Genomic DNA, 21,690 nt, shown 5'->3' on the forward strand with positions numbered 1-21,690 from the left:
TCGCGGCAGACCAAGCAGTGACACGAACAAAGGAATGGTAAAGACATGGCTGAGGCCTTTCTGATTGGCGGCGCCCGCACACCCGTGGGCCGCTACGGCGGCGCCCTCTCCTCCGTCCGGCCGGACGACCTCGCGGCACTCACGGTGCGCGCCGCCGTCGAACGCGCCGGGATTGACCCGGCCACCGTGGACGAGATCATCCTGGGCAACGCCAACGGCGCGGGCGAGGAAAACCGCAACGTCGCCCGGATGGCCTGGCTGCTCAACGGCTACCCGGACAGCGTTCCGGGCATCACCGTCAACCGCCTGTGCGCCTCCGGACTGTCCGCCATCATCATGGCGAGCCACATGGTCAAAGCCGGCGCCGCGGACATCGTCGTCGCCGGCGGGGTTGAGTCCATGAGCCGTGCCCCGTGGGTCATGGAAAAACCGGCCACGGCCTTTGCCAAGCCCGGCGCGGTCTTCGACACCTCCATCGGCTGGCGGTTCACCAACCCCGCGTTCCTGTCCGGGCCGCACTCCCGCGACGGCAAGGCCGCGTTGTCCATGCCGGAGACCGCCGAGGAAGTCGCCCGGGTGTTCGGCACGTCCCGGGACGACTGTGACGCCTTTGCCGTCCGCTCCCATGAACGAGCACTTGCCGCGATCGAGGCCGGCCGCTTTGCCGGTGAAATCGTGCCCGTGAGCGTTGCAGGCCGCAAGGGCGCCGTGACCTTTGTGGACACCGACGAAGGCCCCCGGGCCGGAACCACGCTGGACGTGCTCGCCGGACTGCGCCCGGTGGTCAAGGGCGGCTCCGTGGTCACCGCCGGCAACGCCTCCACCCTTAACGACGGCGCGTCCGCCATCATCGTGGCTTCAGAAGCCGCCGTCCAGAAGTACGGCCTGACGCCGCGGGCCCGGATCCTTCAGGGCAACTCGGCCGGGGTGTCTCCGGAGATCATGGGGATCGGCCCCGTTCCTGCGACGCGCAAGGTTTTGGAGCGCGCCGGACTTTCGGTCAGTGATTTAGGTGCCGTTGAACTCAACGAGGCCTTCGCCTCGCAGTCCCTGGCCGTCATGCGGGAGCTCAAGCTGGAGGAAGACATTGTAAATTCCGACGGCGGCGCCATCGCCCTCGGCCACCCGCTCGGCTCCTCCGGGTCCCGGCTCGTGGTGACCCTGCTCGGGCGCATGGAACGTGAACTGGCCCGGGAAGGCCGCAAGCTCGGCCTCGCGACGATGTGCGTCGGCCTCGGCCAGGGCACCGCCCTCCTGCTGGAAGGCGTGTGATGACAGCGGCAGTGAACGACGCCGGGACGGCTTTGGATGCCTCGGCTTTCGTGACGCTGCAGGTCGAGGAACGCGAGGACCGCTTGGCGGTCCGGCTGAACCGCCCCGAGGTGCGCAACGCCATCGACGCCGCCATGGGGACCGAACTGCACGCCGTCTGCGCCCACCTTGAGGCGACCCCCAAAATCCTCATCCTCTCGGGCACGCCAGCGGATCCGGCGACCGGAGCAAAGGCCATCTTCGCCTCCGGTGCGGATATCGCCCAACTTCGCGAACGCCGTCGGGATGACGCCCTGTTGGGAATCAACTCCGGGGTGTTTGACCGGATCGCGAAGCTTCCCATGCCCGTGATCGCGGCCTTGGACGGCTACGCCCTCGGTGGGGGCGCCGAACTCGCCTACGCCGCCGATTTCCGGATCGGGACCGCCGGCCTGCGCATGGGGAACCCGGAAACCGGGCTGGGCATCATGGCCGCTGCCGGGGCAACCTGGCGGCTTCGCGAGCTCGTCGGGGAACCCTTGGCCAAGGAAATTCTCTTCGCCGGACGCACGCTGACAGGCGACGAATGCCTCAGCGCGGGTCTGATCACAGAACTCGTTGACCCTGAGCATCTCCTCGATGCGGCCCATGCCCTGGCCGACCGCATCGCCCGGCAGGACCCCCTCGCAGTTCGCGTGACGAAGGCTGTGTTCCACAGTCCGCGCGAAATCCACCCACTCATCGACAACCTTGCCCAGGGCCTGCTCTTCGAATCAGCAGAGAAATTCGACCGCATGCAGCAGTTCCTGGACAGGAAGAAGCAGCAATGACGAACACCAACGAAGCATCCTCGAGCAACCCTGCCGGGCTCCTGCCGGCCACCATCGGCGTACTGGGCGGCGGCCGCATGGGCGCCGGCATCGCCCATGCCTTCCTCCTTAATGGCTCGAAAGTCATCGTCGTCGAACGCGACGATGACTCCGCCCGTGGCGCCCGGGAGCGGGTCGCCGCATCCGTTGCGGCATCGTTTGACCGCGGTGCCGTCTCCGGCGACCGCGGCGAAGTCCTGACGAGGTTCGAAACGAGTACCGAATACGCCTCCTTCGCTTCCTGCGACCTCGTCGTCGAGGCAGTTCCCGAGGACGCAAGGCTGAAGGCAACAGCACTCAGCACCGTGGCGGAACACCTTTCCCCGCACGCCTTTCTGGCGACCAACACGTCGTCCCTCTCGGTCAGCAGGCTCGCCGAGGCGCTGCCCAAGCCTGAGTCATTCCTGGGCCTGCATTTCTTCAACCCTGTCCCCGCCTCCACGCTCATCGAGGTGGTCGTGGGTGAAAAGACCGCCGAAGAGACTCTCACCGCAGCAAAACAGTGGGTGTTGGGACTGGGTAAAACCGCCGTGGTAGTCAAGGACGCGCCCGGCTTCGCTTCTTCCCGACTTGGCGTCGCGATCGCACTGGAGGCGATGCGGATGATCGAAGAGGGAGTGGCCAGCGCCGAGGACATCGACAACGCCATGGTCCTGGGCTACAAGCACCCGGTAGGGCCGCTCCGGACCACCGACATCGTTGGACTCGACGTGCGCCTCGGCATCGCCGAATACCTGCAGTCAACCCTGGGCGAGCGCTTCGCACCTCCCCAGATCCTTCGTGACAAGGTCGCTGCCGGTGAGCTCGGACGCAAGACCGGCCAGGGATTCTACGACTGGAACTGAACGGGCCTCCTGTCCTCATCAGGGAGATGCGCACCAAGACACCCCGGCGCTCCCCGAACACTCGACCATCACCGTGAAAGGCCATGAATGTCTGATATCAGCGATCTGATCGATTTTGATTCCCTGCTCACCGCAGAAGAGCGTGCCCTGCGCGATTCCGTGCGGTCCTTCGTCGACAGCGAAGTCAAGCCGAACATCGCCGGCTGGTATGAAAGGGCCCACTTCCCACTGGAGATCGTCCCGGAACTGGCCAAGCTGGGCCTGCTGGGTATGCATTTGACAGGCTACGGCTGTGCCGGCCGTTCCGCCGTGGACTACGGCCTGGCCGGAGCGGAGCTGGAAGCCGGGGACTCGGGGCTGCGGACTGTTGTTTCCGTGCAGGGATCGCTGGCCATGAGCGCGATCTACAAGCACGGTTCCGAGGAACAGAAGCAGGAATGGCTGCCGGCAATGGCTGCCGGCGAGGCGATCGGCTGTTTCGCCCTGACCGAGCCCACTGCGGGCTCGGACCCGGGCAGTATGACGACGTTCGCCCGCCGCGACGGCAGCGACTGGGTACTCAACGGCGCCAAGCGCTGGATCGGGCTGGCCTCCGTGGCCCAGGTCGCGATCATCTGGGCCCGGACCGACGAAGGCGTGCGCGGCTTCGTGGTGCCCACCTCGGCCCCGGGGTTCACCGCCACCCCGATCGGACCGAAGCTGTCCATGCGCTCGTCCATCCAGTGCGATATCGAACTCACCGATGTCCGCCTGCCCGAATCCGCGGTGCTGCCCGACGTCGTCGGACTCAAAGGCCCTTTCTCCTGCCTGAACGAGGCCCGCTACGGGATCATCTGGGGCGCCATGGGCGCGGCCCGCGACTCATTCGAGGCCGCCCTCGACTATTCCAAGGGACGGATGCAGTTCGACAAACTCCTGGCCGGATACCAACTGACTCAGCAAAAGCTGGTGGACATGGCCTTGGAGATCAACAAGGGCTTCCTGCTCGCCCTGCACCTGGGCCGCAAGAAGGACGCGGGCACGCTGCAGCCGGAGCAGATCTCGTTCGGCAAACTGAACAATTGCCGCGAGGCCATCAAAATTGCCCGGGAGGCCCGCACTATCCTCGGCGGCAATGGCATCACGCTGGACTACTCGCCGCTGCGGCACGCGAACAACCTGGAATCCGTGCGCACCTACGAGGGCACCGACGAAATCCACACCCTCATCCTGGGCCAAAAACTCACCGGCGTCCCTGCCTTCCGATAACCAGACTGATGCAGATTGTTCCAAGCCGCGGAAGCGGCAGTCCGCGATCCATGATAGGGCCCATGAGAAGCATCTCAGTTGCCGAGACCGCACGCGAAGGAACTCGATTCAAGCAGCCGTTGAGGCGACTCGATCCTTATCTGATGACGCGGTGGAAGTACTTGTGGCGTGAGGAGTTCGTCGACCTGCGCCGGGAGGGTCGGGAAATAGACTCCGGCTGGGTCGATGACGTCAGCCCGGATGGCACGCTCATCTGGATCCACCTGACATCAGGAAGAGGACGCGTCATGATTCACGTCGATGACGGACTCGACATTTGGCGAGTGGATACCCGGATATTACAAGACCGTCAGCCGTCCCGTGCTGTTGGGCGAAGATGCGCAACAATAGAAGGGTAATGACATGTCCAAAGTCACCACACGGCAAGCAATGCCAGAAACGATGACGCCGCCGGGTCAAGAGTCACGCGCAAAAGCATGGGGCCTGACATCAGTATTGGTTTTGCTGTACACCGTTAACTACAGCGACAAGATCCTGCTCGGACTTGTCGCCCAACCCCTCAAGGAGGAATTCGGGCTCACATCAGCTCAAATCGGGCTGACCGCCAGCGTGTTCTTCCTCGCGTTCTCGGCCGGGGGGTTCTTTGCCGGACTCATCAACAAGTGGGCCACTCTTAAGTGGTCCCTGATGGCATTGGCCGTCATTTGGGCGGCCTGCATGGTCCCCATGATCGTCGCCGGCAGTTTCGTGGTTCTCCTGGTCAGCCGCTTCCTGCTCGGCCTGACAGAGGGTCCATCCGGCGCCCTCATCCATACGGCTTTGTATTCATGGCATCCCATGGAGAAGCGCTCCATGCCCGGAGCGTTCATCGCCTCTTCAAGTTCGCTGGCAAAGATCGCAGTTGCACCGGCGTTGGCCTTCCTCATCGTGCAATTCGGCTGGCATTCCGCCTTCGTCGCCATGCTGGTCGTTGGCCTGGGCTGGTGCGTGCTCTGGTACTTCACTTGGCGGCCGGGACCCTATGGCGAAGTCCGCATGTCAATTGCCAAGGGTTCGGCCAATACCAAGACGTCAGTTCCAGCTGTTCCGTGGATGTCGATCTTCCGTACGGGGACTTTCCTGGGTGCGCTTGCAGCTGTAATCCCCATGTACGCGCTGCTGACCGTTGTACTCACCTGGTTGCCCTCGTACTTCGAAGTCGGACTCGGTTTCACACGCCTCCAGGCTGGAGCCATGTTCGGTTTCCCCAGCATGGCGGCAATGCTCGCAATGTTCGGCAGTACGTACCTCAGTGATCGATTCATGAGCCGGGGCGTGAGCTCGAGGATCATGAGGGGAATCGTCCCGGCGGCAGGCCTTCTTGTGTGCGGCGCGTCGATGGCAGTGCTGCCCTACATCGGCACGCCTAACATCGTCGTGGCAGTTGTCTCTCTCGGCTACGGAATCGGCTGCATCCTCGCTCCGATCATGAACGCGGCCATTTCACAGATCTGTCCCAAGAACCAAGTGGCGGGTTCACTGGGCATGTTTCTTGCCTTGATGGCCATTGGCGGCATCGTCGCTCCGCCATTGACCGGGATGATCGTGGACCAGGCGGTTTCACCCGCCGTCGGATATGCACAATCCTTCCAAACATTCGGCATTGTTGCGATCGTCGGCGCGATTTTGGCCATGATCCTGGTGAACCCCGACCGTGACTCGGTACGGGTGATGGCACAGCTTCAAACTGCTGCCTGATCAGGCCATGTCACCGTGGCTCGGCGCTGGGACCCCAGCCGCTACGGCAAACGGGCGCCTGTCCGGCCACATACTGAGGAGAATCCGACCGTGCCTACCGCTGTTGCAAGATCCGCCACCACGGGCCTGATGAGCCTCGGCGCGGTCCTGACCCTGGCCACGGGGATCGGCCCGCTACTCACCACGGGAGTGAGCGCCCTGGGTCCCTTGCTGGCACGGGACCTCAACCTGACGCGCCTGGAGTTCGGCTCCTTCGCCGTGGTGGCTTGTACCGCCGCCGCGCTCCTGTCCACGCCGCTCGGCTGGGCCGCCGACCGGTTTTCTCAACGCACGGGCATCCTGTTGCTCCACGGCTTCGGGCTGTGCGCCATGGTCACGGCGGCCCTGTCGCAGTCCATGGCCGGCCTGTGGGTCAGTGCCGTCTTAGGCGGAGCGGCCCTTGGCCTGGCCAATCCGCTGACCAATGGCATGGTGGCTTTGCGGGTTGAGCCGGGCCGCCGGGGCGTGCTGGTGGGCGTGAAACAAACCGGCGTCCAGCTCATCCAGGTGTTCACCAGCCTGGCCTACCCGCTGGCTGCCACGCTGGTGTCCTGGCAGGCAGGGTTCCTGGTGGGCGCCGTGGTCACCGTACTGTCGCTCTGGGCGGCCCTGCGCTACCTCCACGTCCGTCCCCAATGCACCGCTCCAACAAGCGCGTCCCGGAACCGGCCGCGCCACGTCAAGGCGGTCGGACTCGCGTGGCTCGTGGCCTACGCCTTCCTCTCCGGCGTCCAGTACCAGACCTTGGCCACTTACCTGCCGCTCTTCGCCTTCGAGGGCCTCCACCTGCGGCCCGAAATCGCCGCCGTGTGCGGTGTGGTGCTGGGGGTGAGCGGCCTGGTGTCACGGTTGGTCTGGGGCCGGCTGACGGAGCGGTTCAGGGCCCCCGGGGTGCCGCTGGCTTTGATTGCGGTCTTCAGCGCCGTGGCCGTAGGGCTGGTAGCCGGTTCATCGCTATGGGGAACACAGGTCCTAATGTGGACAGGAACCGCGCTCTATGGTTTGTCCGGAACCGCCGCCATGGTCATCCTGCTCACGGTGGTCATGCGCCAGGTCCCCGGGTCCCAGGCCGGCGCAGCGACGGGACGGATCTCCATGGGGTTGTTCGCCGGCTTCGCCGCAGGTCCGGTACTTTTCGGACTGCTGGCCGACCAGTGGGGCTATTCCGCCGGTTGGGTGAGCCTGCTGGCCGCAAGCGTCATGATGATCCTGGCACCGCTTGGCCTGCGCAGGCTGGCTGTTCCCGATCAACCCAAAGAAGAAGTACACGTGAGCGGGCAGACCGCCACGGATCTACGGCAGGCTGTTACCTGACCTGGTGGGCTTCAAACACAACGCGGACACCGAGGATCCCGGGCGCTCCACTGGTAGCGCAAGCATCCTGCTGGCACCCCGATAGCCAACAAGGGATGGTTCCTGACCGCCACGTTGGCTACGGTCGGGACTGTGAGTGTTCTCTATTTAGTCCGGCACGGACAAGCATCATTCGGCACCGAGGACTACGACCGGTTGTCAACACGCGGCAAAGACCAGAGTCAAGCCCTCGGCACTTACTTGATGCGGGCTGGTACAACTCCGACCCGCATCGTCAGCGGCGGTATGAAACGCCAGCGCCAGACGACACAGGGACTCATCGAGGCTGCCGGCTGGGACACGACACCCGTCGTCGATCCGCGCTGGGACGAATTCAATGCATCCGACCTGCTGAACGCCTATCCGGAGGAAGACCCCAGCGCCAAAACCGACTCGCGGGCCTTCCAGCGACTGCTCGAGAAAGCCTCTGCCCGCTGGGCCTCCAACAACCACGACGCCGACTACCTGGAGTCTTTCTCTGCGTTCACCCAGCGGATCGACACCGCCCTCGACGACGCAGTCGAAGGGCTCGGATCGGGTCGGGACGCGGTGGTCGTCTCGAGCTCAGGCGCCATTGCCTGGGCAGCGGCCCGGCTTGTCAACGGCGGCTTCCCGCAATGGCTCGCACTCAACCGGGTCACCGTAAATTCCGGTGTCACCAAGATCGTCACCGGTTCATCCGGGAAGACGATGGTGACATTCAACGACCATGGCCATCTTCCCCGCTCCTGGGTCACGTACCGCTAGGCGGCCAGGGACAGGCATCGATTCACCCAAGAGTAAGGAAACAGGTTTCATCATGACTGAACAACAACGCACGGCGCTGGTCACTGGAGCAGGACGCGGCATCGGCGCCGAAATTGCCCGGCGCCTAGCGTCCGACGGATTCAACATCGCAGCGATCGACCTCGACCAGGCCGGGCTTGAAGCTCTCACCGCCGAGCTGACCGCAGCCGGCCACCGGGCCATTGGCATCGTCGCGGACATCTCGGACGAGACCGCCGTCGAGGCCGCCGTCGCCAGCACCGCAGACGAGCTGGGCCCTCCGCTCGTGGTGGTCAACAACGCAGGCATCATCCGAGACAACATGCTCTTCAAGATGACAGTCTCCGACTGGGACCTGGTCATGAACGTGCACCTGCGCGGATCCTTCCTCGTCGCCCGGGCCGCCCAGAAGCACATGGTCGAGGCCAAGTGGGGCCGCATCGTCAACCTCTCCAGCACCTCGGCCCTTGGCAACCGCGGCCAGGCCAACTACTCGGCGGCCAAGGCCGGGCTGCAGGGCTTCACCAAGACCCTTGCCCTGGAACTGGGCCCCTTCGGCGTGACCGCCAACGCGATCGCCCCCGGCTTCATCGAAACCGAGATGACCGCCTCCACGGCCGAGCGCACGGGCATCACCTTCGCGGACTTCACTGCCAAGGCAGCCGCGGCGATTCCGGTACGCCGCACCGGAAAGCCCGTGGACATCGCCAACGCCGTGTCCTTCTTCGCCTCCGAGAACGCCGGGTTCGTTTCCGGCCAGGTGCTGTACGTGGCAGGTGGCCCGAAGGCATGAGGATCTTCAACGGCATCGACGACTTCGCACAGTATGTGGGTGAGGAAATCGGCGTCACCGAATGGCGCACCATCACCCAGGAAGACATCAATGCCTTCGCCAAGGTGACCAACGACCACCAGTGGATCCACGTCGACACCGAGCGTGCGGCCTCGGGTCCGTTTGGCACCACGCTCGTGCATGGTTACCTGACGCTCTCGCTGGTCTCCGGTTTCCTTTTCGATACGTACCGCATCGACGGGCTGTCCATGGGCGTGAATTACGGATCGAACAAGGTCCGTTACCCGGCCCCGGTCTTGGTCGGCTCGCGCGTACGTGGCCGGATCAAACTGGTGGCGCTTGACCGCGGGGACAACTGGGCACATTCAACGGTCCAGGTCACCGTCGAACAGGAGCTCAACGGGGAGGCGAAGAAGCCAGGCTGTGTCGCCGAGGTCGTCTCCCGGCTCTACCAGGCCCCGGCCGCCTGAATCCGGGGCACGGTGCCCACTCCCGGCTGCCCCGCATACGTCAAAGACCCGCTTATTTTGAGGAGCACCCATGACCAGAGCAGCCATTGTTGCCACCGCCCGTACCCCCATTGGCAAGGCGCACCGCGGGGCCTTCAACAACACTTCGGCTCCCGAGCTGGCCGGGCACGCGATTGCTGCGGCACTGGCCAAGACTGGGCTCGACCCGACACTGGTCGAGGACGTCATCATGGGTGCCGCCGCGCAACAGGGGACGCAAAGTTTCAACGTCGCCCGCCAAGGCGCGCTGCGCGCCGGGCTGCCGGTGACGGTTCCCGGGCAGACCATCGATAGGCAATGTTCCTCCGGCCTGATGGCGGTCGCGACCGCGGCCAAGCAGATTCTCGTCGACTCCATGGCGGTGACCGTGGGCGGCGGAGTCGAGTCCATCTCGCTGGTGCAGAACGAACACCTCAACAAATACCGCAGTAGGGATCCGTGGCTTGAGGCCAACCACCCCGGCACTTACATGTCGATGTTACGGACGGCTGAACTCGTGGCCGAGCGCTACGGCATCAGCCGCGAGGCGCAGGACCGGATGAGCGCGCTGTCCCAGCAGCGGGCGGCGCACGCCCAGGTGAGCGGCCTATTTGACGACGAGATCACGCCTATCCGCGTGACCACGTTGCGGACCGACAAGGAAACCGGCGAGGTCACGGAGTTCGAGCAGCTGGTGTCTCGGGACGAGGGCGTGCGAGCCGGCACCACCGCTGTTACCCTGGCAGGGCTCCGCACGGTCCTGCAGCCCGGGGAATTCACCGCGCATCCGACGGTGAGCGCTGGCAATGCCTCGCAGCTCTCCGACGGAGCCTCCGCCAACGTCCTGATGAACAGCGACTATGCGGCGTCATTGGGCCTGGAGCCGCTGGGCTACTATTGCGGCATCGCCGTCAGCGGGTGCGAGCCCGACGAAATGGGGATCGGTCCGGTCACTGCCATCCCGAAGCTCCTAAAGCTCCACGGGCTGGGCGTTGAGGACATCGGGCTGTGGGAGCTGAACGAGGCCTTCGCGTCGCAGGCCGTCTACTGCCGGGACTTCCTGGGGATCGACCCCGAGAAGCTGAATGTCAACGGCGGCGCGATCGCCCTGGGCCACCCGTACGGGATGACGGGCTCGCGGGCCGTGGGCAGCGCTCTGCTCGAGGCGCGGCGCCGCGACCAACAATTCGTCGTGGTTTCAATGTGTGTCGGCGGCGGCATGGGGGCCGCGGGTCTCTTCGAAGTCGCACGCTAGACAGGACCCACTAAATACGGCGCGTTCTCGCCGGAAAATGATTACACGCCATCACGATCCACCCCGCAAAGGTCGTCCCGCGGAGTAAATTGAGTTCCATGCCGACGGCCATGTTGAAGGCACGGATCGGGCCACGCTTGTCCAGCAAAGGGCGACGCACCACGCATGGTCATAGTGCTGGATGAACCTTCTGACACAGCAGCACCGGCATACACAGCGGCCCATGCGCTCTTGATGCGGCAAGGGCGAAGCGGCTTGGTCAAAGCATTAATCTGGACGGCGCCAAGAAGCGCAGAACAGACCCGTCGGCAAATGGGCTAGTCCCGTGATCACAAGTCGACGACGACCGGCTCACCACGGCAATCCGCCTCCCCCACTCAATCCGCACGGCTCGTGGAAACGCCATGCCGGGCGGCCCCGACGCAGGGATGCAGACGGGGGCCGGCACCGAGACCCAAAGTGTGGACATTGTCCACACCCGAAATCCATCCCTCTGCGCACTCCAAACGCCAACCGCGTTCCCCCGTTGAGGGACGCGGTTTTTCTTGCGCTGGCAAGAGTGGGATGAGGACGGTTTCGCCCTCGTCCTAGGTTGTGGGGGGACGCCGCCTACAAGGGACGGCCGTCGCCGAGAAGCCCACCAACCTACGGAGAACTTCATCGCGGCCACATCCTTCACCCATTTCATGAGCCGTTCGGCAGACACACACCTGACCAAGCCAATGAGCGGCCATCCGGATCTGCACCAGAACCGGCGGCTGTCGTATTGGAGGCGCGGCAATCCGGTGCGTGATCCCAGCATCACTAACTTGCCACTGAATTCCGTGGTCATCGCTTCACAAGATGCGAGCCAATCATCCCCGCACTGTCCTCCAACGAGACGTCGCCGGCGGCCACTCCCACGACGAGATCAAACGCCTCATCACTGCCGAAGTCATGCCGGCACCCGTTGATCCACAGCATCAAAACCATGAGCGTCCACGCAGTTCGCTTGTTGCCATCGATCAACGCGTGGAATCGCGCCACAGACTCCATGAGAGCCGCCGCCTTCATCGCCAACTGCGGATATGCTTCCACACCCATGACCGTCGTTGACGGACGGGCCAGAGCCGAAGCCAGGAGGCCGATATCGCGGATATGAAACCCGTACCGGTCAACGACCTGTAACGCGTCCTCAATCTGGAGATACTCCGTCACGCGTCCTCAAGACGCGTCAGGAGCTCAGCGTCATTGCTCATCACGAAGTCCAGACCCTCGCTGATCTCGCGACGGCGCCGGTGGCGCTGCAGCACAAGCTCCGCACCCTGAAGCAGCAACGCAGACTTCGAGGTGTGTTCCTCGGCCGCCAGCTGGTCCAAACGACGATCCAGATCCTCGGGGACACGCAAATTCATAGCCATGCACTCATGGTACCAAACCAGTACCAGGGCCAATTTGGTCAGCGGGACGGTGAAAACTGCACCCGGGGTGGCAGCGGGCGTGGAAGTAAGCTCATCAGTACTCACCCTTGATCACGAAGTAAGAGCCGCGGACAACGCCCGCCAGCTTCGATTTCTGGCGGATCGACAACGCTCGTCCAGGTCTAATTTGAACGATGCGTGCCCCAACCGGGACCCGTAGGGGCACGGAGTTTCATTGTCTTGATAAGAAATCCTCGTTGTGCCACGACAGAAACGAGCATGCCGAGGACCTAGTCATCGAACCGCTACCGGTCAACAACCGTACAAGCGGATTCTCAAGTTCGAGACAGGCGCTCGCACATCCCATGAGTCCACGGTCGCCCATGATTACTACCACGGTAAGGCCGACGCGGATGGCGCACGTGTACTTCAGCGGCTAACCCGCGGGTGCCACGACGTCCTCCAGCACCGACCTGTCGAAAAAACGGACCTCGCCCGTCGCTTCGAAGAACACCGGTACCACTGATGTGCTCGGGTCCTTGGCCGTCTCGTAGATTTCGGGCCCGCCTCCGTGCTTCCGCGCAACCGTTCCAACAATCTCGGTACCGCGAACCCGGACGGTTCGATATTTGTAGCTCATGTTGACCCCTTCGTCGACTATGGCAAACCCTACCCCTGAGACGAATGTCCAGAACCCTGCGGAGCGTCCTGGGCATTCGGCGCGCACCATATAGGTCAACGCTCAGCGGGCACCGACGGAAGCACGCTGGATGGCGGGTATACCTTGCCGAGTTCGTGGCCGGCCGGACCCGCAGAAGGGGCTTGATACTTCGCGGTTAACGGCTGAAGGCCCCGCAGAGCCTGGCCGCGGGACCTTTGTCGCCAAGCCGCCCGGCCTTCAGTTGTTGCCACCCGTTTCGGTTCATATCCCCAACAAGCGTTGAGGTGATGTGGACTTTCGCCGAGGCGAGGTGTCCGGTGCCGTCCATGACGAGGATAAAAGTGTTGTGCATGCCACTGTCCATTTGGGCCACGACCTTGTAGGTGACGTTGGGGATCGGCTTGTTCAGCTCAGGGGACCAAACAGCGAAAATGAATCTGAACCGCTTGAAGAGCCGCAGTTGCCACGTTTGAAGATTATCGAATCAGAATCTTGCCAGGACCAATCTCCAAACTTTTACCCAAGTTCGAGGCGTGGAAGACAGGTCCGGCTTGGCGCCAGGGACGAGCTCCATCAGCCACTCCAGGTCAACGCTCTCGCCAAGCGTCAAGGCTTAGCTCCCGAAGAGCTTGGCCCCAATCTTTGAAAAGATGCCAGGCTCTTTCGACGCGTCAATAATGACCGGATCAGCCGAAAAGTCCGTGCCTGAGTCAGTAACGGGGAGTCGCTTGTTGTCCCAATCCACGGTTTTCAATTCAGAGTTGTACACCGGTGGGGTAATGCCTTCGGCACGGCGGGTGTCCCACCTTTGGTCAGGATCTCTTCATCGAAAACCTCAAGCCGACCAGTTGCGTTAGGGAACAGGTGAACGCGATAGGTCTTATAGGTTCCGCGTCCGGGGACGTACAGACTGCTTCTGACATCAAGTAACCCAAACCGCCCACCCTCTTCCCCGCGAGGAGTTGTTGCCAGGCGTTGCGGTTCATGTCGCCGACGAAAGTCGAGGCGATCCTTCCCGATACGCTTTGGGCGTGTCCGGCGGCGTCCGTGGTGTACGTGAAGGTGTTTTCCAGGCCACCGTCGACCTTCGCCACCACGTTGTACGTGACGTTCGGCACCGGCTTATTAAGTTCAGGTGACCAGGCATCATGGACGCCCGCGTACGTGTCTACCCTGACCACTTTTCCGGTGGCATCCGTGTAGTACGTTTCGACCGAGTCGACGGCCTTGCCTGTCACCTGGTTCATCCTCGACCAGTGTTCCACCACGTATTCGGTGTCTGGTTTGAGCCCGGTGCGGGCCGCGAAGTTATCCTTTGGGCTGACCGGGAAATTGCCGTGGCCGCGCCGAAGGACGACGGTTTCCTTGATGGTTTCCGGCTTCGGGAAGTGCTCGACAGGGGCGACGACTTGCGTCGTGGTTGCTGCGCCCGGGACGTGCCCAGCCGGGGCACGACCGACTGCCGGGATGTGGTCCGTGGGAGCAGCCGCGGACAATGAATCCGCCATCCGCCCCGGCGATCCCTGCCCGAGCCCGCCAGCACCGGCCGACACAACTGTCGGGAACACCTGATCCAGTACTTGATCAGCGGCACGCAAGACAGCCACCAAGCCGTCCGAGGCACGGGCAGCCGCGTGATCCACGGCCGCGGGCAATTTGCCTAAAGCCAACCAGGCGTTGACCTTCATGGCTGTGAGCGTGTCCATGACTTTGACGGTCGTTTGGGGCATACCCGGGTCGGAGACCTTCAGGGCGAGCGACCCGGGTTTGGAGAGGAAAGCCCCGGTGCTAGACAGACCCTGAGCTGCACTGCCAAACCCTGCCGAGAGCCCGCCCAACCGGGCACTGTCCGTGGTTGCGATGCTGACTTTTTCCGCGACCGATCCGGCCCCGCTGGCGACTGTCCCGGCTTTGCCTACGCCTAGTCCGCAACTCGAACTAGGTGCCGAAGAGTTTTTTCCCGATTTTTGCGAACACGCCCGGCTCAAGAGATACATCGATAATAGTCGGTTCCCCCGAAAAATCAGTTCCTCGTGCTGTCACCGGCCGACGGCGGTTGTCCCAGTCAACCGTCTTCAGTTCCGCATTGAATACAGGAGGTGCCAAACCTGCGGTGCGGAACTTATCCCACATCCAGGCTGGGATGTTCTCGGCGGTTCGGGGAAAGGCGATGAGTTCCGATTTTAGTGTTTCGGCGTCAGATGGAAGGTCTTCCTCACCAGGCGTGGCAAAGAGGCCCCTTGTCAAAATTTCGTCGTCGAACACCTCAAGCCGGCCCGCCGCTTCGGGGTAAAGGTGCACCCGGTATGTCACCCAGGTTCCTTCACCCGGAACATAGGAGCGTGCCCGCACCTCTAAAAGCCAACTATCCATTGCGTCGTGCGAGAATTCCGCATCAAAGTCGGGATAACCCCATTGCCCATTGCGCAGAACATCCTCATAGCGACGGGAAATTGTCTGTTGAATCAAAGAGGTGCTAACGATGGCTTCCGCACCGTATCCGGGTCCCCCGTCGGAAAAGGCCTCCTTTTGCAGGCGTAGTAGACCCTCGGATACGAAGGCAGTGTGAATCGTGGTGCTTTGTCGCATCTGTCCACCTTATGACTTCGGCAAGTTGTTAAACGGGATGGTCGCCACTTTCCCTCCGGCAAAACCGTGACGAAGACGGAACGTAGCTGGCAGCCCGGGCTTTGCACTCGCGACAGTCGTCATCGACCAGTTCAAACTTACACTTTCTCCGGAGGCCAAACGCCGCTTCACATTCCCGATGACCTCGGACTCCACTTGGCCAAATTGGACAGAATCAATTTCGGCACCCTTTCCACGGTTCTGCCAAGAGTGCTGAGGAAAAAGACCAGCCCGCTCACCGATGAATCCGAGGGCGGAGGGTGCTGCATGGCCGCCGTCATAATCTTTGCCGCCAAGCCGGCCGGCTTTGAGTTGCTGGTAGCCGTTTCGGTTCATGTCACCCACCAAAGTCGAGGTGATATGCCCTTTGGCCGATGCCAGATGCCCCTTGCTGTCCATGACGAGTGTGAACGTGTTCTGCATGCCACCGTCCACTTGGGCCACGACGTTGTAGGTGACGTTGGCGACGGGCTTGTTCAGTTCCGGCGACCACGCGCCCTTGACCCCGGCGTAGGTGTCCACACGGGTCACGGTGCCCGTCCCATCGGTGTAGTACTTCTCGACAGTGTTCTTGTCCACCACACCGGCATCGTCCTTCATCAGGCTGCGGTGTTCAATGATGTACTCGGTGTTGGGTCTCAGCCCTGCCCGGTCAGCGAAGTTCTCCTTGCGGTGGATCGGGAACGCACTGTCGCCGTGACGGAGGACAACGGTGTCACTGACATGGGCGGGCTTGGTGAATGGCTCGGGCCTAATCAGGTCGTTCGTGACCGCGGCTGCGCCTGCTGTGGGGCCCTTAGGCGGAGCGAAGGCCGGCGGGTTGCTCGCCCCTATCGAGGCGGCTTTATTGTCCAGCCAGTCAGCCGCTTTGGGACCGCCGGCATGGGTTACCGCTCCATGGGCAAGAGCAAAATCGGTTCTGGGCACTGCATCGTCCACAGCACGGATGCCATCCGCCGCTGCGGCAAGTCCCGTACCGACCGCGCGTCTGGCCCCTGTCAGATTTTCCGCCGCTGTGGACTTGACCGTGTCCAGAGTCGTGAAAACCCCGACCCGCACTTTGGTCATGCCGTCCAGGACCTTGGCGGTCGTGTCCGGCATAAGTATGTCGGAAACTTTGAGGGCCAGGGATCCTGGCTTGGTGAGCACCGTGCTGGTGCTGTACAGGCCCTGGGCGGTGCTGCTCAGCGTTGTGGAGAGTTTGCCCAGCCGGGCGCTGTCCATCGTGGCGATGCTTAGTCTGTCCGCGGCCAGACCTGCTTTCCCCGCCATGGTCCCGGTCTTAGTTAGGGCTCCGCCGCCGACAAATAGGGATCCCATGTTGAACACCGCACCGCCGATATCACGACCGATGTTCTGGTTGCCGCCTTCATGGTTTTCCAGATGGATGAATGCCGCACCCATGGCACCGTAATCATCCAAAGCGCGCTGTATTCCGGGTTTATCCTTCTCCCACTGCTGACGGTTGAATGCCCAAGTCAAAGGCACGGACGCCAGCGTGCCTGCGTTGCCCATCATGGCATTCATGCCGCCCCACGCCTGATCCCGCTTGGCATCGTTTCCAGTGCCAGTCAGGGACCAGACACCATCGACAAGCTCCACCGCACCAGCACCCATACCCTGAAGAAACCCCAACACGCCGTTCGGGCGGTAGGGGACAGTCTGCTCACCCCAAGGAGTCTGTTCCCCGCCATGGTCAATACCCATGAGTGTTCCGGCGTCGTACAACGCCTCATCAAACCAGGACCCCGAGCGGAGATCCACTGACACGGGCCGCTCGGCCGTGTGGGGCTCCCCGCCGGACACGCCGGCAAGTGCGGCGGCGCAGGTATCCTGCGCACTGAGATAGTCGTTATGGATGGCCTGAAGTTCGGCCGCGAGTGCATTGCGGCGGCCCGTCAAATCTGCATCGCCACCCCAGTGCTGCTGGACCTGGGTGGTGATTTGCTGGTCTTTGACCATTGTTGTCTTCTCAACGGACGTCGGGAAGGCATCAATGTCCGTATCCAGGTCCCGGACGCTGCGGCCGCAGGCCTCAAGCCGCTGCCTCAGGTCCCGGCAGGTGGAAGAGAACGTCGTCAGTGCCTTCGAGGTCAGCTGAGCGTCATCGGAGACTTTCGCCGCGAGAGGCGAGACCTTGGTGAACGCGGCCAGAACGGTCGGGGACTCTTCGGAGACGTAAGAGGACCCGAGTCCGGACCAGGTCCGGGAGGCGGCATCGATACCGCTGCGGAAGGCGGCCGAATGTGTCGTGAGGTCGGCGGCCGCGGCGTCGAGGGAATCGACGTCGGGCAGTTGGAGACCCCCTGAAGGGTCCAGTCCCGAGGACCCTGTTTGTGTGCAAACCTCTGGCGACAAAGCCATATTGCTCTAACCCTTCAAGCTCTTAGGTACTCCTACAGCGGCAATGGCCGGGGCCCGGCGCCGGGGAGCGAGGACGGCACCCCTGCCCGGGCCGCGCTGCGCTGGGCGCTTGAGGCCATCTCAAGGTCTCCCTGGACGTAGAAACTCACGGCCTGCACAGTGGAAGTAAGGATGGTCCCGGTTCGTGCCACAGCTGCGCTGGCGTTCGGGCCCAGGCGGTTGGTAACGACGTCGTTCAAAGCGGCCACCACCACCCCGCCGGGAATGGATGATGCAGCGAGCAGCAGGGCCTGTTCCATGCCGGTAACGGCCGGTTCCACGCTCTCCGCCTGGGCTGCCGTGGCCCTGATCGTGGACACGGAGGAGGCCACGTCGATGTTCCAACTGCCGCTCATGCCATTTCCCTAGCCGATGCCCTGAACGGCGTTGCGGGCCGAGCTGATGGCCGTTGAGGCCGTCTCGTCGTTGAGGCCAAGGGTGCTCTTGACGAGCGCCACGATGGCCTTGGTTTCATTGGCGGCCGCGTTCCATCGGGATTCCACCGCCTGGTACTCGGAGTCAACGCCGTCGGCGCGGAAGTCAGCCATCGCCTGGCTGACATCGGCCTGACGCTGGCCGATCAGCGACTCCAGCTGCGCCGCGAGTGCCTGGATGTCGCCCTGAACCTGGGCGGAAACGTTGGTGTCGAATGCGATTCTGTTAGCAGTCATGATTTAGCAGAGCCAGCCCGGCTCCCACTCCATTCAGTCGTTTGAGCAGCAATTTCCTGGTGAGACGAAACCATCTCCCAAGCACGAAGAAGCAGCTAGGCGCGGCCCTGGAAACGGGCGCCATCGAAGTTCGCTGAGCCCTCGCTCTGGCGGGCATTGTCGCTGGCAGCTAGGTCGCCCTGCTGGAATGCAGTGTTCATTCCGCTCTGGCCCTGGACGATTCCTGCCAGCGCAGAGTTCAGTTCGGATGCCACGAGATCCGAGCGGTTCTTGAAGTTATCGAAGGCTGACTTGCCGGCACCGCTGAAACGGCCCTCCAGCGGAGACACTGCGTCCACGAACCGTCGCACGAGGGCGCCAAGGTCCTGGTTCGCTGAGTCGGTTTGCCTGTTAAGGTTTCCGACAGTCTCTGCGCCCATGTCAAAAATAGCCACGAGATTCCCCACAATCACTTATTGTCTGGTTACATCGCCGACGGTGGACGACAACGCGCATTAACCAGCATGTTCAACTCACGACTATATGTCCAGTCGATGCACAAACTAATTCGTGAAGAGGCTTTGACTTGCAATGGTCGTCATCGTCCGGGGTAGGTTTGTCTGTGCCGATATTTGCCGTGGAGGGGACCGGGATCACGCATGGCCGAAGACTATGATGGCCGGCTGTTGGAATCGGCGAAAGTCCGAAAACACAAGCTGGATGATGCGCTGCTGTTCGGTATTAATGTGCAGGAACGAAGCTACTCCAGCAGCACCATGAAGTTGATGTACTCCCTCCTCCTGGCGGCCTTGATAGCTGCCATCTGCGTTGGGTTCAGCTTCGTCCAGCATTTGCTGAGTGAGCGGAACAATCCTGCCGCTACTGCCCTACTAACGTTGTGGACGGACCTCCACCGTGTCTAACGCCCTTACCCGGATCACCGTCATCGGCGAGCACCGGCATCTGGACCTGCGCGTCCCCTCCGATGAGCCCGTTGCATCCCTGCTCCCTCAAATACGCGAACTCATCTTTGCCGGCGCTGAAGACATTCGGCAACGGTCATCGCCCGCTGCCCTCACCACGGCCGTCGGAACGGTTATTGAAGCGTCCCAGACATTGCGTGCTGCCGGCGTGCCCGACGGGGCTCGCCTTTACCTCCGGGACGAACGAGCAGTGCCGCCTTCCCCTGAGGTTTATGACGTGGCGTCTTTCGCGGCTGAATCCACAGAACGCGACCCCCTGCTTTGGACCGGAGCCCTGCGCGCTGCTGGCCTCGCCGCCGTAGCCGGTTTGACGATGGCCGGCAGCGGGAGCGCGGCGGTACTCCAGCAGCCGGACCGGATCATCCTTGGGGTGTCGCTGGTTGGCATTCTGTTGCTCGTCGGATCCCTGCTCAGCCGATTCCGTTCCGTACCGGCAGGCCTTTCAGTCCTGGCCGCTGGCTGGATCGTGGGAGTCTCTGTGTCGTTTACAACTAAAGACTTCCCGCCTGGGCCGCTGCTACTGGCCATTACGATTCTGGCCCTCGTCGCAGCGGGCCTCGGTACTCGCCAGCAGGTCCCGTTTATCGCGACTGCCGGGCTGCTCGGGGCCCTCGGCGCAGTTTGGGCTGCTGTGCAGCAGGGCAGCGGGGATGCAGCGCTGGGTGCCGCGGTCACCGGAATAGTGGCTGTTCTCACGCTCGGCATTGCGCCCAGGCTCGCCACGGTAGTGGGCGGATTGAACGGTCTCGACGACGACCAGCGTCAGGGTGTCCGGCCCAACCGGCAGCGGACCCTGGACGCTTTTCACCGGGCGCACCGTACGCTGGCAGGGTGGTCCCTTGCTTCGGCGCTGGCAGCCTCGGGTGCCGCTGTATTTGTCTGCCTGGCTTGGGACCGTGCCGAATGGTCCTTACCCTTGGCAGCCGTACTGCTGGGAGCAGTCGTTTTCCGAGGGCTGTCCCTGCCCCTGTTCTGGCAGCGCATCGGGGTGTACGGGCTGGCCGCAGGCGGCCTGGTGGGAATCGCCGTCGTCGTTTCGATACAGCTGCACCAACCCGCCTGCCTCCTGATCGCCGGTGCGGTAGGCCTGCTGGTGCTGGCCGCGGCCCAAGGGACCGTCCGCGAACAGGCCGGGGCCAGGCTGCGGCTCATGGCAACACGCACTGAGACGGTGTGCGTCCTGGGCACCATTCCGCTCACCCTGGGCCTGTCCGGAGCCTACGAACAATTAGGACACACCTTTGGCTGAGCAACCACGGACGGGTTTCCCCCTCGCCCCGCAAACACAGCAGACATCTGGGACGGTCGGCGCCGAACCCCCTGCAGGCTTTCCCGGCATGGCACCACGCCCACATCAACTTGGTCTCCCGGGGACCGTCGATGAAGACGGCCGTCCGACTCCCCCGGACAATGCACCTGATCCCCTGCACCGGCGGCGTCCCGCCAAACCGGCCCGCCAGCCGGCCGGTGACACGTGGTGGGAACGCCTTCGGTTCGAGATTTCTGATGCCCTGACCTCGGGCGGCCTGTCGGAGCGCCTGGTACGGGCCTCCTCAGCCGTGGAGGCCCCGATCACCACCGGCCGGAGGATCGTAGTCGTGGGGGTCGCTGGCGGCGTGGGCACCACCACGGTGGCGGCCCTTTCCGTCAAGCTGCTGGGCAGCATCCGGCAGGAAGCTGTCATGGCCATTGACGCCACGGACGAATCAGGCCGGCTTCTGCACTACTTGGGGGCGGTCGAAGACGCCGACCTGTCGGCAGCCGCTGTGAAACTTCGGTCAGAGCCGGTCCGGACACTGCCCGACCTTGTGGAACGAGCGGTGTCCTGCGGCAACCAGGTTTACGCCCTCGGACGCTCAGACGTGCCCGCCGCTGCGGATACCCCGATCGGTGCCGCCGAATGGACGGACCTGTCTTCTATTTTTTCGAGGTTCCTCGCCGTGACCGTCGTCGACGCAGGGTCGTCCCCACGCTCCCGGCAGACCGCTGCCCTTCTGGAGACAGCGCACGCAATCGTCGTCGTCGCACCGGACACGGACTTCGGAACAGACAGGGCGACCGCGGTACGGGCGGGGCTCTTCGCCGTGCGTCCGGAAACTCCCGTGGTCACGGTGCGCACCCGGATCAACGGCCAAGCCAACGTTGCCGGGGACGCAGCCGGGCTGCCCTTTGACCGCCACCTTGCCGCCGGCGGCCCCATCAGATTGAGCCGGCTGGGGGCGCGGACCCGTATCGCGGCGACGGAGATCGCCGGGTCTGCCCTGTCCGCCGCCAACGGGCGGTAGCTATGACCACCAGGATCATCCACCGCCCGGCGCGGAC

23 protein-coding genes are annotated in these 21,690 nt (G+C 63.2%); 12 read left to right on the forward strand and 11 right to left on the reverse strand.

The window, feature by feature from the left end; all coding sequences use genetic code 11:
* Positions 1-45 precede the first annotated feature (45 nt).
* From MUN23_RS20945 to MUN23_RS20990, 10 genes are all read left to right on the forward strand, one after another.
* Positions 46-1,272, forward strand: a complete 1,227-nt coding sequence (locus MUN23_RS20945; RefSeq protein WP_248760895.1) for an acetyl-CoA C-acyltransferase — start codon at positions 46-48, stop codon at positions 1,270-1,272.
* Positions 1,272-2,081, forward strand: coding sequence for an enoyl-CoA hydratase/isomerase family protein (locus tag MUN23_RS20950; RefSeq protein ID WP_248760896.1), 810 nt, complete (start codon positions 1,272-1,274; stop codon positions 2,079-2,081). Before MUN23_RS20945 ends, MUN23_RS20950 begins: the two co-directional genes overlap by 1 nt.
* Entirely contained in the window at positions 2,078-2,965 is an 888-nt protein-coding gene (locus tag MUN23_RS20955) for a 3-hydroxyacyl-CoA dehydrogenase family protein (RefSeq protein WP_248760897.1), read from the forward strand. The genes MUN23_RS20950 and MUN23_RS20955 overlap by 4 nt, the downstream gene beginning before the upstream one ends.
* Positions 2,966-3,052: 87 nt before the next feature.
* On the forward strand, positions 3,053-4,213 hold the full coding sequence (locus MUN23_RS20960; RefSeq protein ID WP_248760898.1) for an acyl-CoA dehydrogenase family protein: 1,161 nt from the start codon (positions 3,053-3,055) through the stop codon (positions 4,211-4,213).
* 402 nt (positions 4,214-4,615) lie between these two features.
* Positions 4,616-5,950 (forward strand): MFS transporter, encoded by a 1,335-nt coding sequence (locus MUN23_RS20965; RefSeq protein ID WP_248760899.1) that lies wholly within the window; start codon positions 4,616-4,618, stop codon positions 5,948-5,950.
* Between the two features lie 90 nt (positions 5,951-6,040).
* Positions 6,041-7,303, forward strand: coding sequence for an MFS transporter (locus MUN23_RS20970; protein ID WP_248760900.1), 1,263 nt, complete (start codon positions 6,041-6,043; stop codon positions 7,301-7,303).
* A gap of 132 nt (positions 7,304-7,435) precedes the next feature.
* Positions 7,436-8,089 (forward strand): histidine phosphatase family protein, encoded by a 654-nt coding sequence (locus tag MUN23_RS20975; protein ID WP_248760902.1) that lies wholly within the window; start codon positions 7,436-7,438, stop codon positions 8,087-8,089.
* A gap of 52 nt (positions 8,090-8,141) precedes the next feature.
* On the forward strand, positions 8,142-8,900 hold the full coding sequence (locus MUN23_RS20980) for an SDR family NAD(P)-dependent oxidoreductase (protein ID WP_248760904.1): 759 nt from the start codon (positions 8,142-8,144) through the stop codon (positions 8,898-8,900).
* Positions 8,897-9,370, forward strand: coding sequence for a MaoC family dehydratase (locus tag MUN23_RS20985; protein WP_248760906.1), 474 nt, complete (start codon positions 8,897-8,899; stop codon positions 9,368-9,370). The genes MUN23_RS20980 and MUN23_RS20985 overlap by 4 nt, the downstream gene beginning before the upstream one ends.
* 70 nt (positions 9,371-9,440) lie before the next feature.
* Entirely contained in the window at positions 9,441-10,643 is a 1,203-nt protein-coding gene (locus MUN23_RS20990; protein ID WP_248760908.1) for an acetyl-CoA C-acyltransferase, read from the forward strand.
* 828 nt (positions 10,644-11,471) lie between these two features.
* Here the strand turns inward: MUN23_RS20990 and MUN23_RS20995 are convergent.
* From MUN23_RS20995 to MUN23_RS21045, 11 genes are all read right to left on the reverse strand, one after another.
* Positions 11,472-11,840 (reverse strand): type II toxin-antitoxin system death-on-curing family toxin, encoded by a 369-nt coding sequence (locus MUN23_RS20995; RefSeq protein WP_248760909.1) that lies wholly within the window; start codon positions 11,838-11,840, stop codon positions 11,472-11,474.
* Positions 11,837-12,043 (reverse strand): ribbon-helix-helix protein, CopG family, encoded by a 207-nt coding sequence (locus MUN23_RS21000; RefSeq protein WP_248760911.1) that lies wholly within the window; start codon positions 12,041-12,043, stop codon positions 11,837-11,839. The genes MUN23_RS20995 and MUN23_RS21000 overlap by 4 nt, the downstream gene beginning before the upstream one ends.
* Positions 12,044-12,479: 436 nt before the next feature.
* Positions 12,480-12,683, reverse strand: coding sequence for a hypothetical protein (locus tag MUN23_RS21005; RefSeq protein WP_248760913.1), 204 nt, complete (start codon positions 12,681-12,683; stop codon positions 12,480-12,482).
* A 196-nt stretch (positions 12,684-12,879) separates the two neighbouring features.
* Positions 12,880-13,056: a hypothetical protein gene (locus tag MUN23_RS21010; RefSeq protein WP_248760915.1), complete on the reverse strand. Its 177-nt coding sequence runs from the start codon at positions 13,054-13,056 to the stop codon at positions 12,880-12,882.
* 460 nt (positions 13,057-13,516) lie between these two features.
* Positions 13,517-14,410, reverse strand: a complete 894-nt coding sequence (locus tag MUN23_RS21015; RefSeq protein ID WP_248760916.1) for a hypothetical protein — start codon at positions 14,408-14,410, stop codon at positions 13,517-13,519.
* A gap of 232 nt (positions 14,411-14,642) precedes the next feature.
* Complete coding sequence (locus MUN23_RS21020; RefSeq protein WP_248760917.1) at positions 14,643-15,293, reverse strand: hypothetical protein; 651 nt, start codon at positions 15,291-15,293, stop codon at positions 14,643-14,645.
* Positions 15,294-15,302: 9 nt separating this feature from the next.
* Complete coding sequence (locus MUN23_RS21025) at positions 15,303-17,696, reverse strand: DNA/RNA non-specific endonuclease (protein ID WP_248760918.1); 2,394 nt, start codon at positions 17,694-17,696, stop codon at positions 15,303-15,305.
* A gap of 32 nt (positions 17,697-17,728) precedes the next feature.
* On the reverse strand, positions 17,729-18,091 hold the full coding sequence (locus tag MUN23_RS21030; protein WP_248760919.1) for a DUF6507 family protein: 363 nt from the start codon (positions 18,089-18,091) through the stop codon (positions 17,729-17,731).
* Positions 18,092-18,100: 9 nt separating this feature from the next.
* Positions 18,101-18,406, reverse strand: a complete 306-nt coding sequence (locus tag MUN23_RS21035; protein WP_248760920.1) for a pore-forming ESAT-6 family protein — start codon at positions 18,404-18,406, stop codon at positions 18,101-18,103.
* A 95-nt stretch (positions 18,407-18,501) separates the two neighbouring features.
* Positions 18,502-18,840 carry a hypothetical protein gene (locus MUN23_RS21040; protein ID WP_248760921.1) on the reverse strand — a complete coding sequence of 113 codons (339 nt, stop codon included), beginning with the start codon at positions 18,838-18,840 and terminating at the stop codon, positions 18,502-18,504.
* A 198-nt stretch (positions 18,841-19,038) separates the two neighbouring features.
* Complete coding sequence (locus MUN23_RS21045; protein WP_248760923.1) at positions 19,039-19,236, reverse strand: hypothetical protein; 198 nt, start codon at positions 19,234-19,236, stop codon at positions 19,039-19,041.
* 64 nt (positions 19,237-19,300) lie between these two features.
* On the opposite strand from MUN23_RS21045, the gene MUN23_RS21050 reads away from it, so the two are divergent.
* Positions 19,301-20,617 carry an EsaB/YukD family protein gene (locus MUN23_RS21050; RefSeq protein WP_248760925.1) on the forward strand — a complete coding sequence of 439 codons (1,317 nt, stop codon included), beginning with the start codon at positions 19,301-19,303 and terminating at the stop codon, positions 20,615-20,617.
* Positions 20,618-20,705: 88 nt separating this feature from the next.
* Positions 20,706-21,653 carry a hypothetical protein gene (locus tag MUN23_RS21055; RefSeq protein ID WP_248760926.1) on the forward strand — a complete coding sequence of 316 codons (948 nt, stop codon included), beginning with the start codon at positions 20,706-20,708 and terminating at the stop codon, positions 21,651-21,653.
* Positions 21,654-21,690 lie beyond the last annotated feature (37 nt).

This window comes from Pseudarthrobacter sp. SSS035 (assembly GCF_023273875.1).
Lineage (GTDB): Bacteria > Actinomycetota > Actinomycetes > Actinomycetales > Micrococcaceae > Arthrobacter.

Excerpts from the sequence above, each read along its gene's own strand:
- MUN23_RS20945 (WP_248760895.1), top strand. The coding sequence starts at position 46 with ATGGCTGAGGCCTTTCTGATTGGCGGCGCCCGCACACCCGTGGGCCGC.
- MUN23_RS20950 (WP_248760896.1), top strand. The coding sequence starts at position 1,272 with ATGACAGCGGCAGTGAACGACGCCGGGACGGCTTTGGATGCCTCGGCT.
- MUN23_RS20955 (WP_248760897.1), top strand. The coding sequence starts at position 2,078 with ATGACGAACACCAACGAAGCATCCTCGAGCAACCCTGCCGGGCTCCTG.
- MUN23_RS20960 (WP_248760898.1), top strand. The coding sequence starts at position 3,053 with ATGTCTGATATCAGCGATCTGATCGATTTTGATTCCCTGCTCACCGCA.
- MUN23_RS20965 (WP_248760899.1), top strand. The coding sequence starts at position 4,616 with ATGTCCAAAGTCACCACACGGCAAGCAATGCCAGAAACGATGACGCCG.
- MUN23_RS20980 (WP_248760904.1), top strand. The coding sequence starts at position 8,142 with ATGACTGAACAACAACGCACGGCGCTGGTCACTGGAGCAGGACGCGGC.
- MUN23_RS20985 (WP_248760906.1), top strand. The coding sequence starts at position 8,897 with ATGAGGATCTTCAACGGCATCGACGACTTCGCACAGTATGTGGGTGAG.
- MUN23_RS20990 (WP_248760908.1), top strand. The coding sequence starts at position 9,441 with ATGACCAGAGCAGCCATTGTTGCCACCGCCCGTACCCCCATTGGCAAG.
- MUN23_RS21000 (WP_248760911.1), bottom strand. The coding sequence starts at position 12,043 with ATGGCTATGAATTTGCGTGTCCCCGAGGATCTGGATCGTCGTTTGGAC.
- MUN23_RS21005 (WP_248760913.1), bottom strand. The coding sequence starts at position 12,683 with ATGAGCTACAAATATCGAACCGTCCGGGTTCGCGGTACCGAGATTGTT.
- MUN23_RS21010 (WP_248760915.1), bottom strand. The coding sequence starts at position 13,056 with ATGCACAACACTTTTATCCTCGTCATGGACGGCACCGGACACCTCGCC.
- MUN23_RS21015 (WP_248760916.1), bottom strand. The coding sequence starts at position 14,410 with ATGGACACGCTCACAGCCATGAAGGTCAACGCCTGGTTGGCTTTAGGC.
- MUN23_RS21020 (WP_248760917.1), bottom strand. The coding sequence starts at position 15,293 with ATGCGACAAAGCACCACGATTCACACTGCCTTCGTATCCGAGGGTCTA.
- MUN23_RS21025 (WP_248760918.1), bottom strand. The coding sequence starts at position 17,696 with ATGGCTTTGTCGCCAGAGGTTTGCACACAAACAGGGTCCTCGGGACTG.
- MUN23_RS21030 (WP_248760919.1), bottom strand. The coding sequence starts at position 18,091 with ATGAGCGGCAGTTGGAACATCGACGTGGCCTCCTCCGTGTCCACGATC.
- MUN23_RS21035 (WP_248760920.1), bottom strand. The coding sequence starts at position 18,406 with ATGACTGCTAACAGAATCGCATTCGACACCAACGTTTCCGCCCAGGTT.
- MUN23_RS21045 (WP_248760923.1), bottom strand. The coding sequence starts at position 19,236 with ATGCTGGACGAAGCTGAACCCAACGCAGATGGCAGCTATCAAGGCCGC.
- MUN23_RS21055 (WP_248760926.1), top strand. The coding sequence starts at position 20,706 with ATGGCACCACGCCCACATCAACTTGGTCTCCCGGGGACCGTCGATGAA.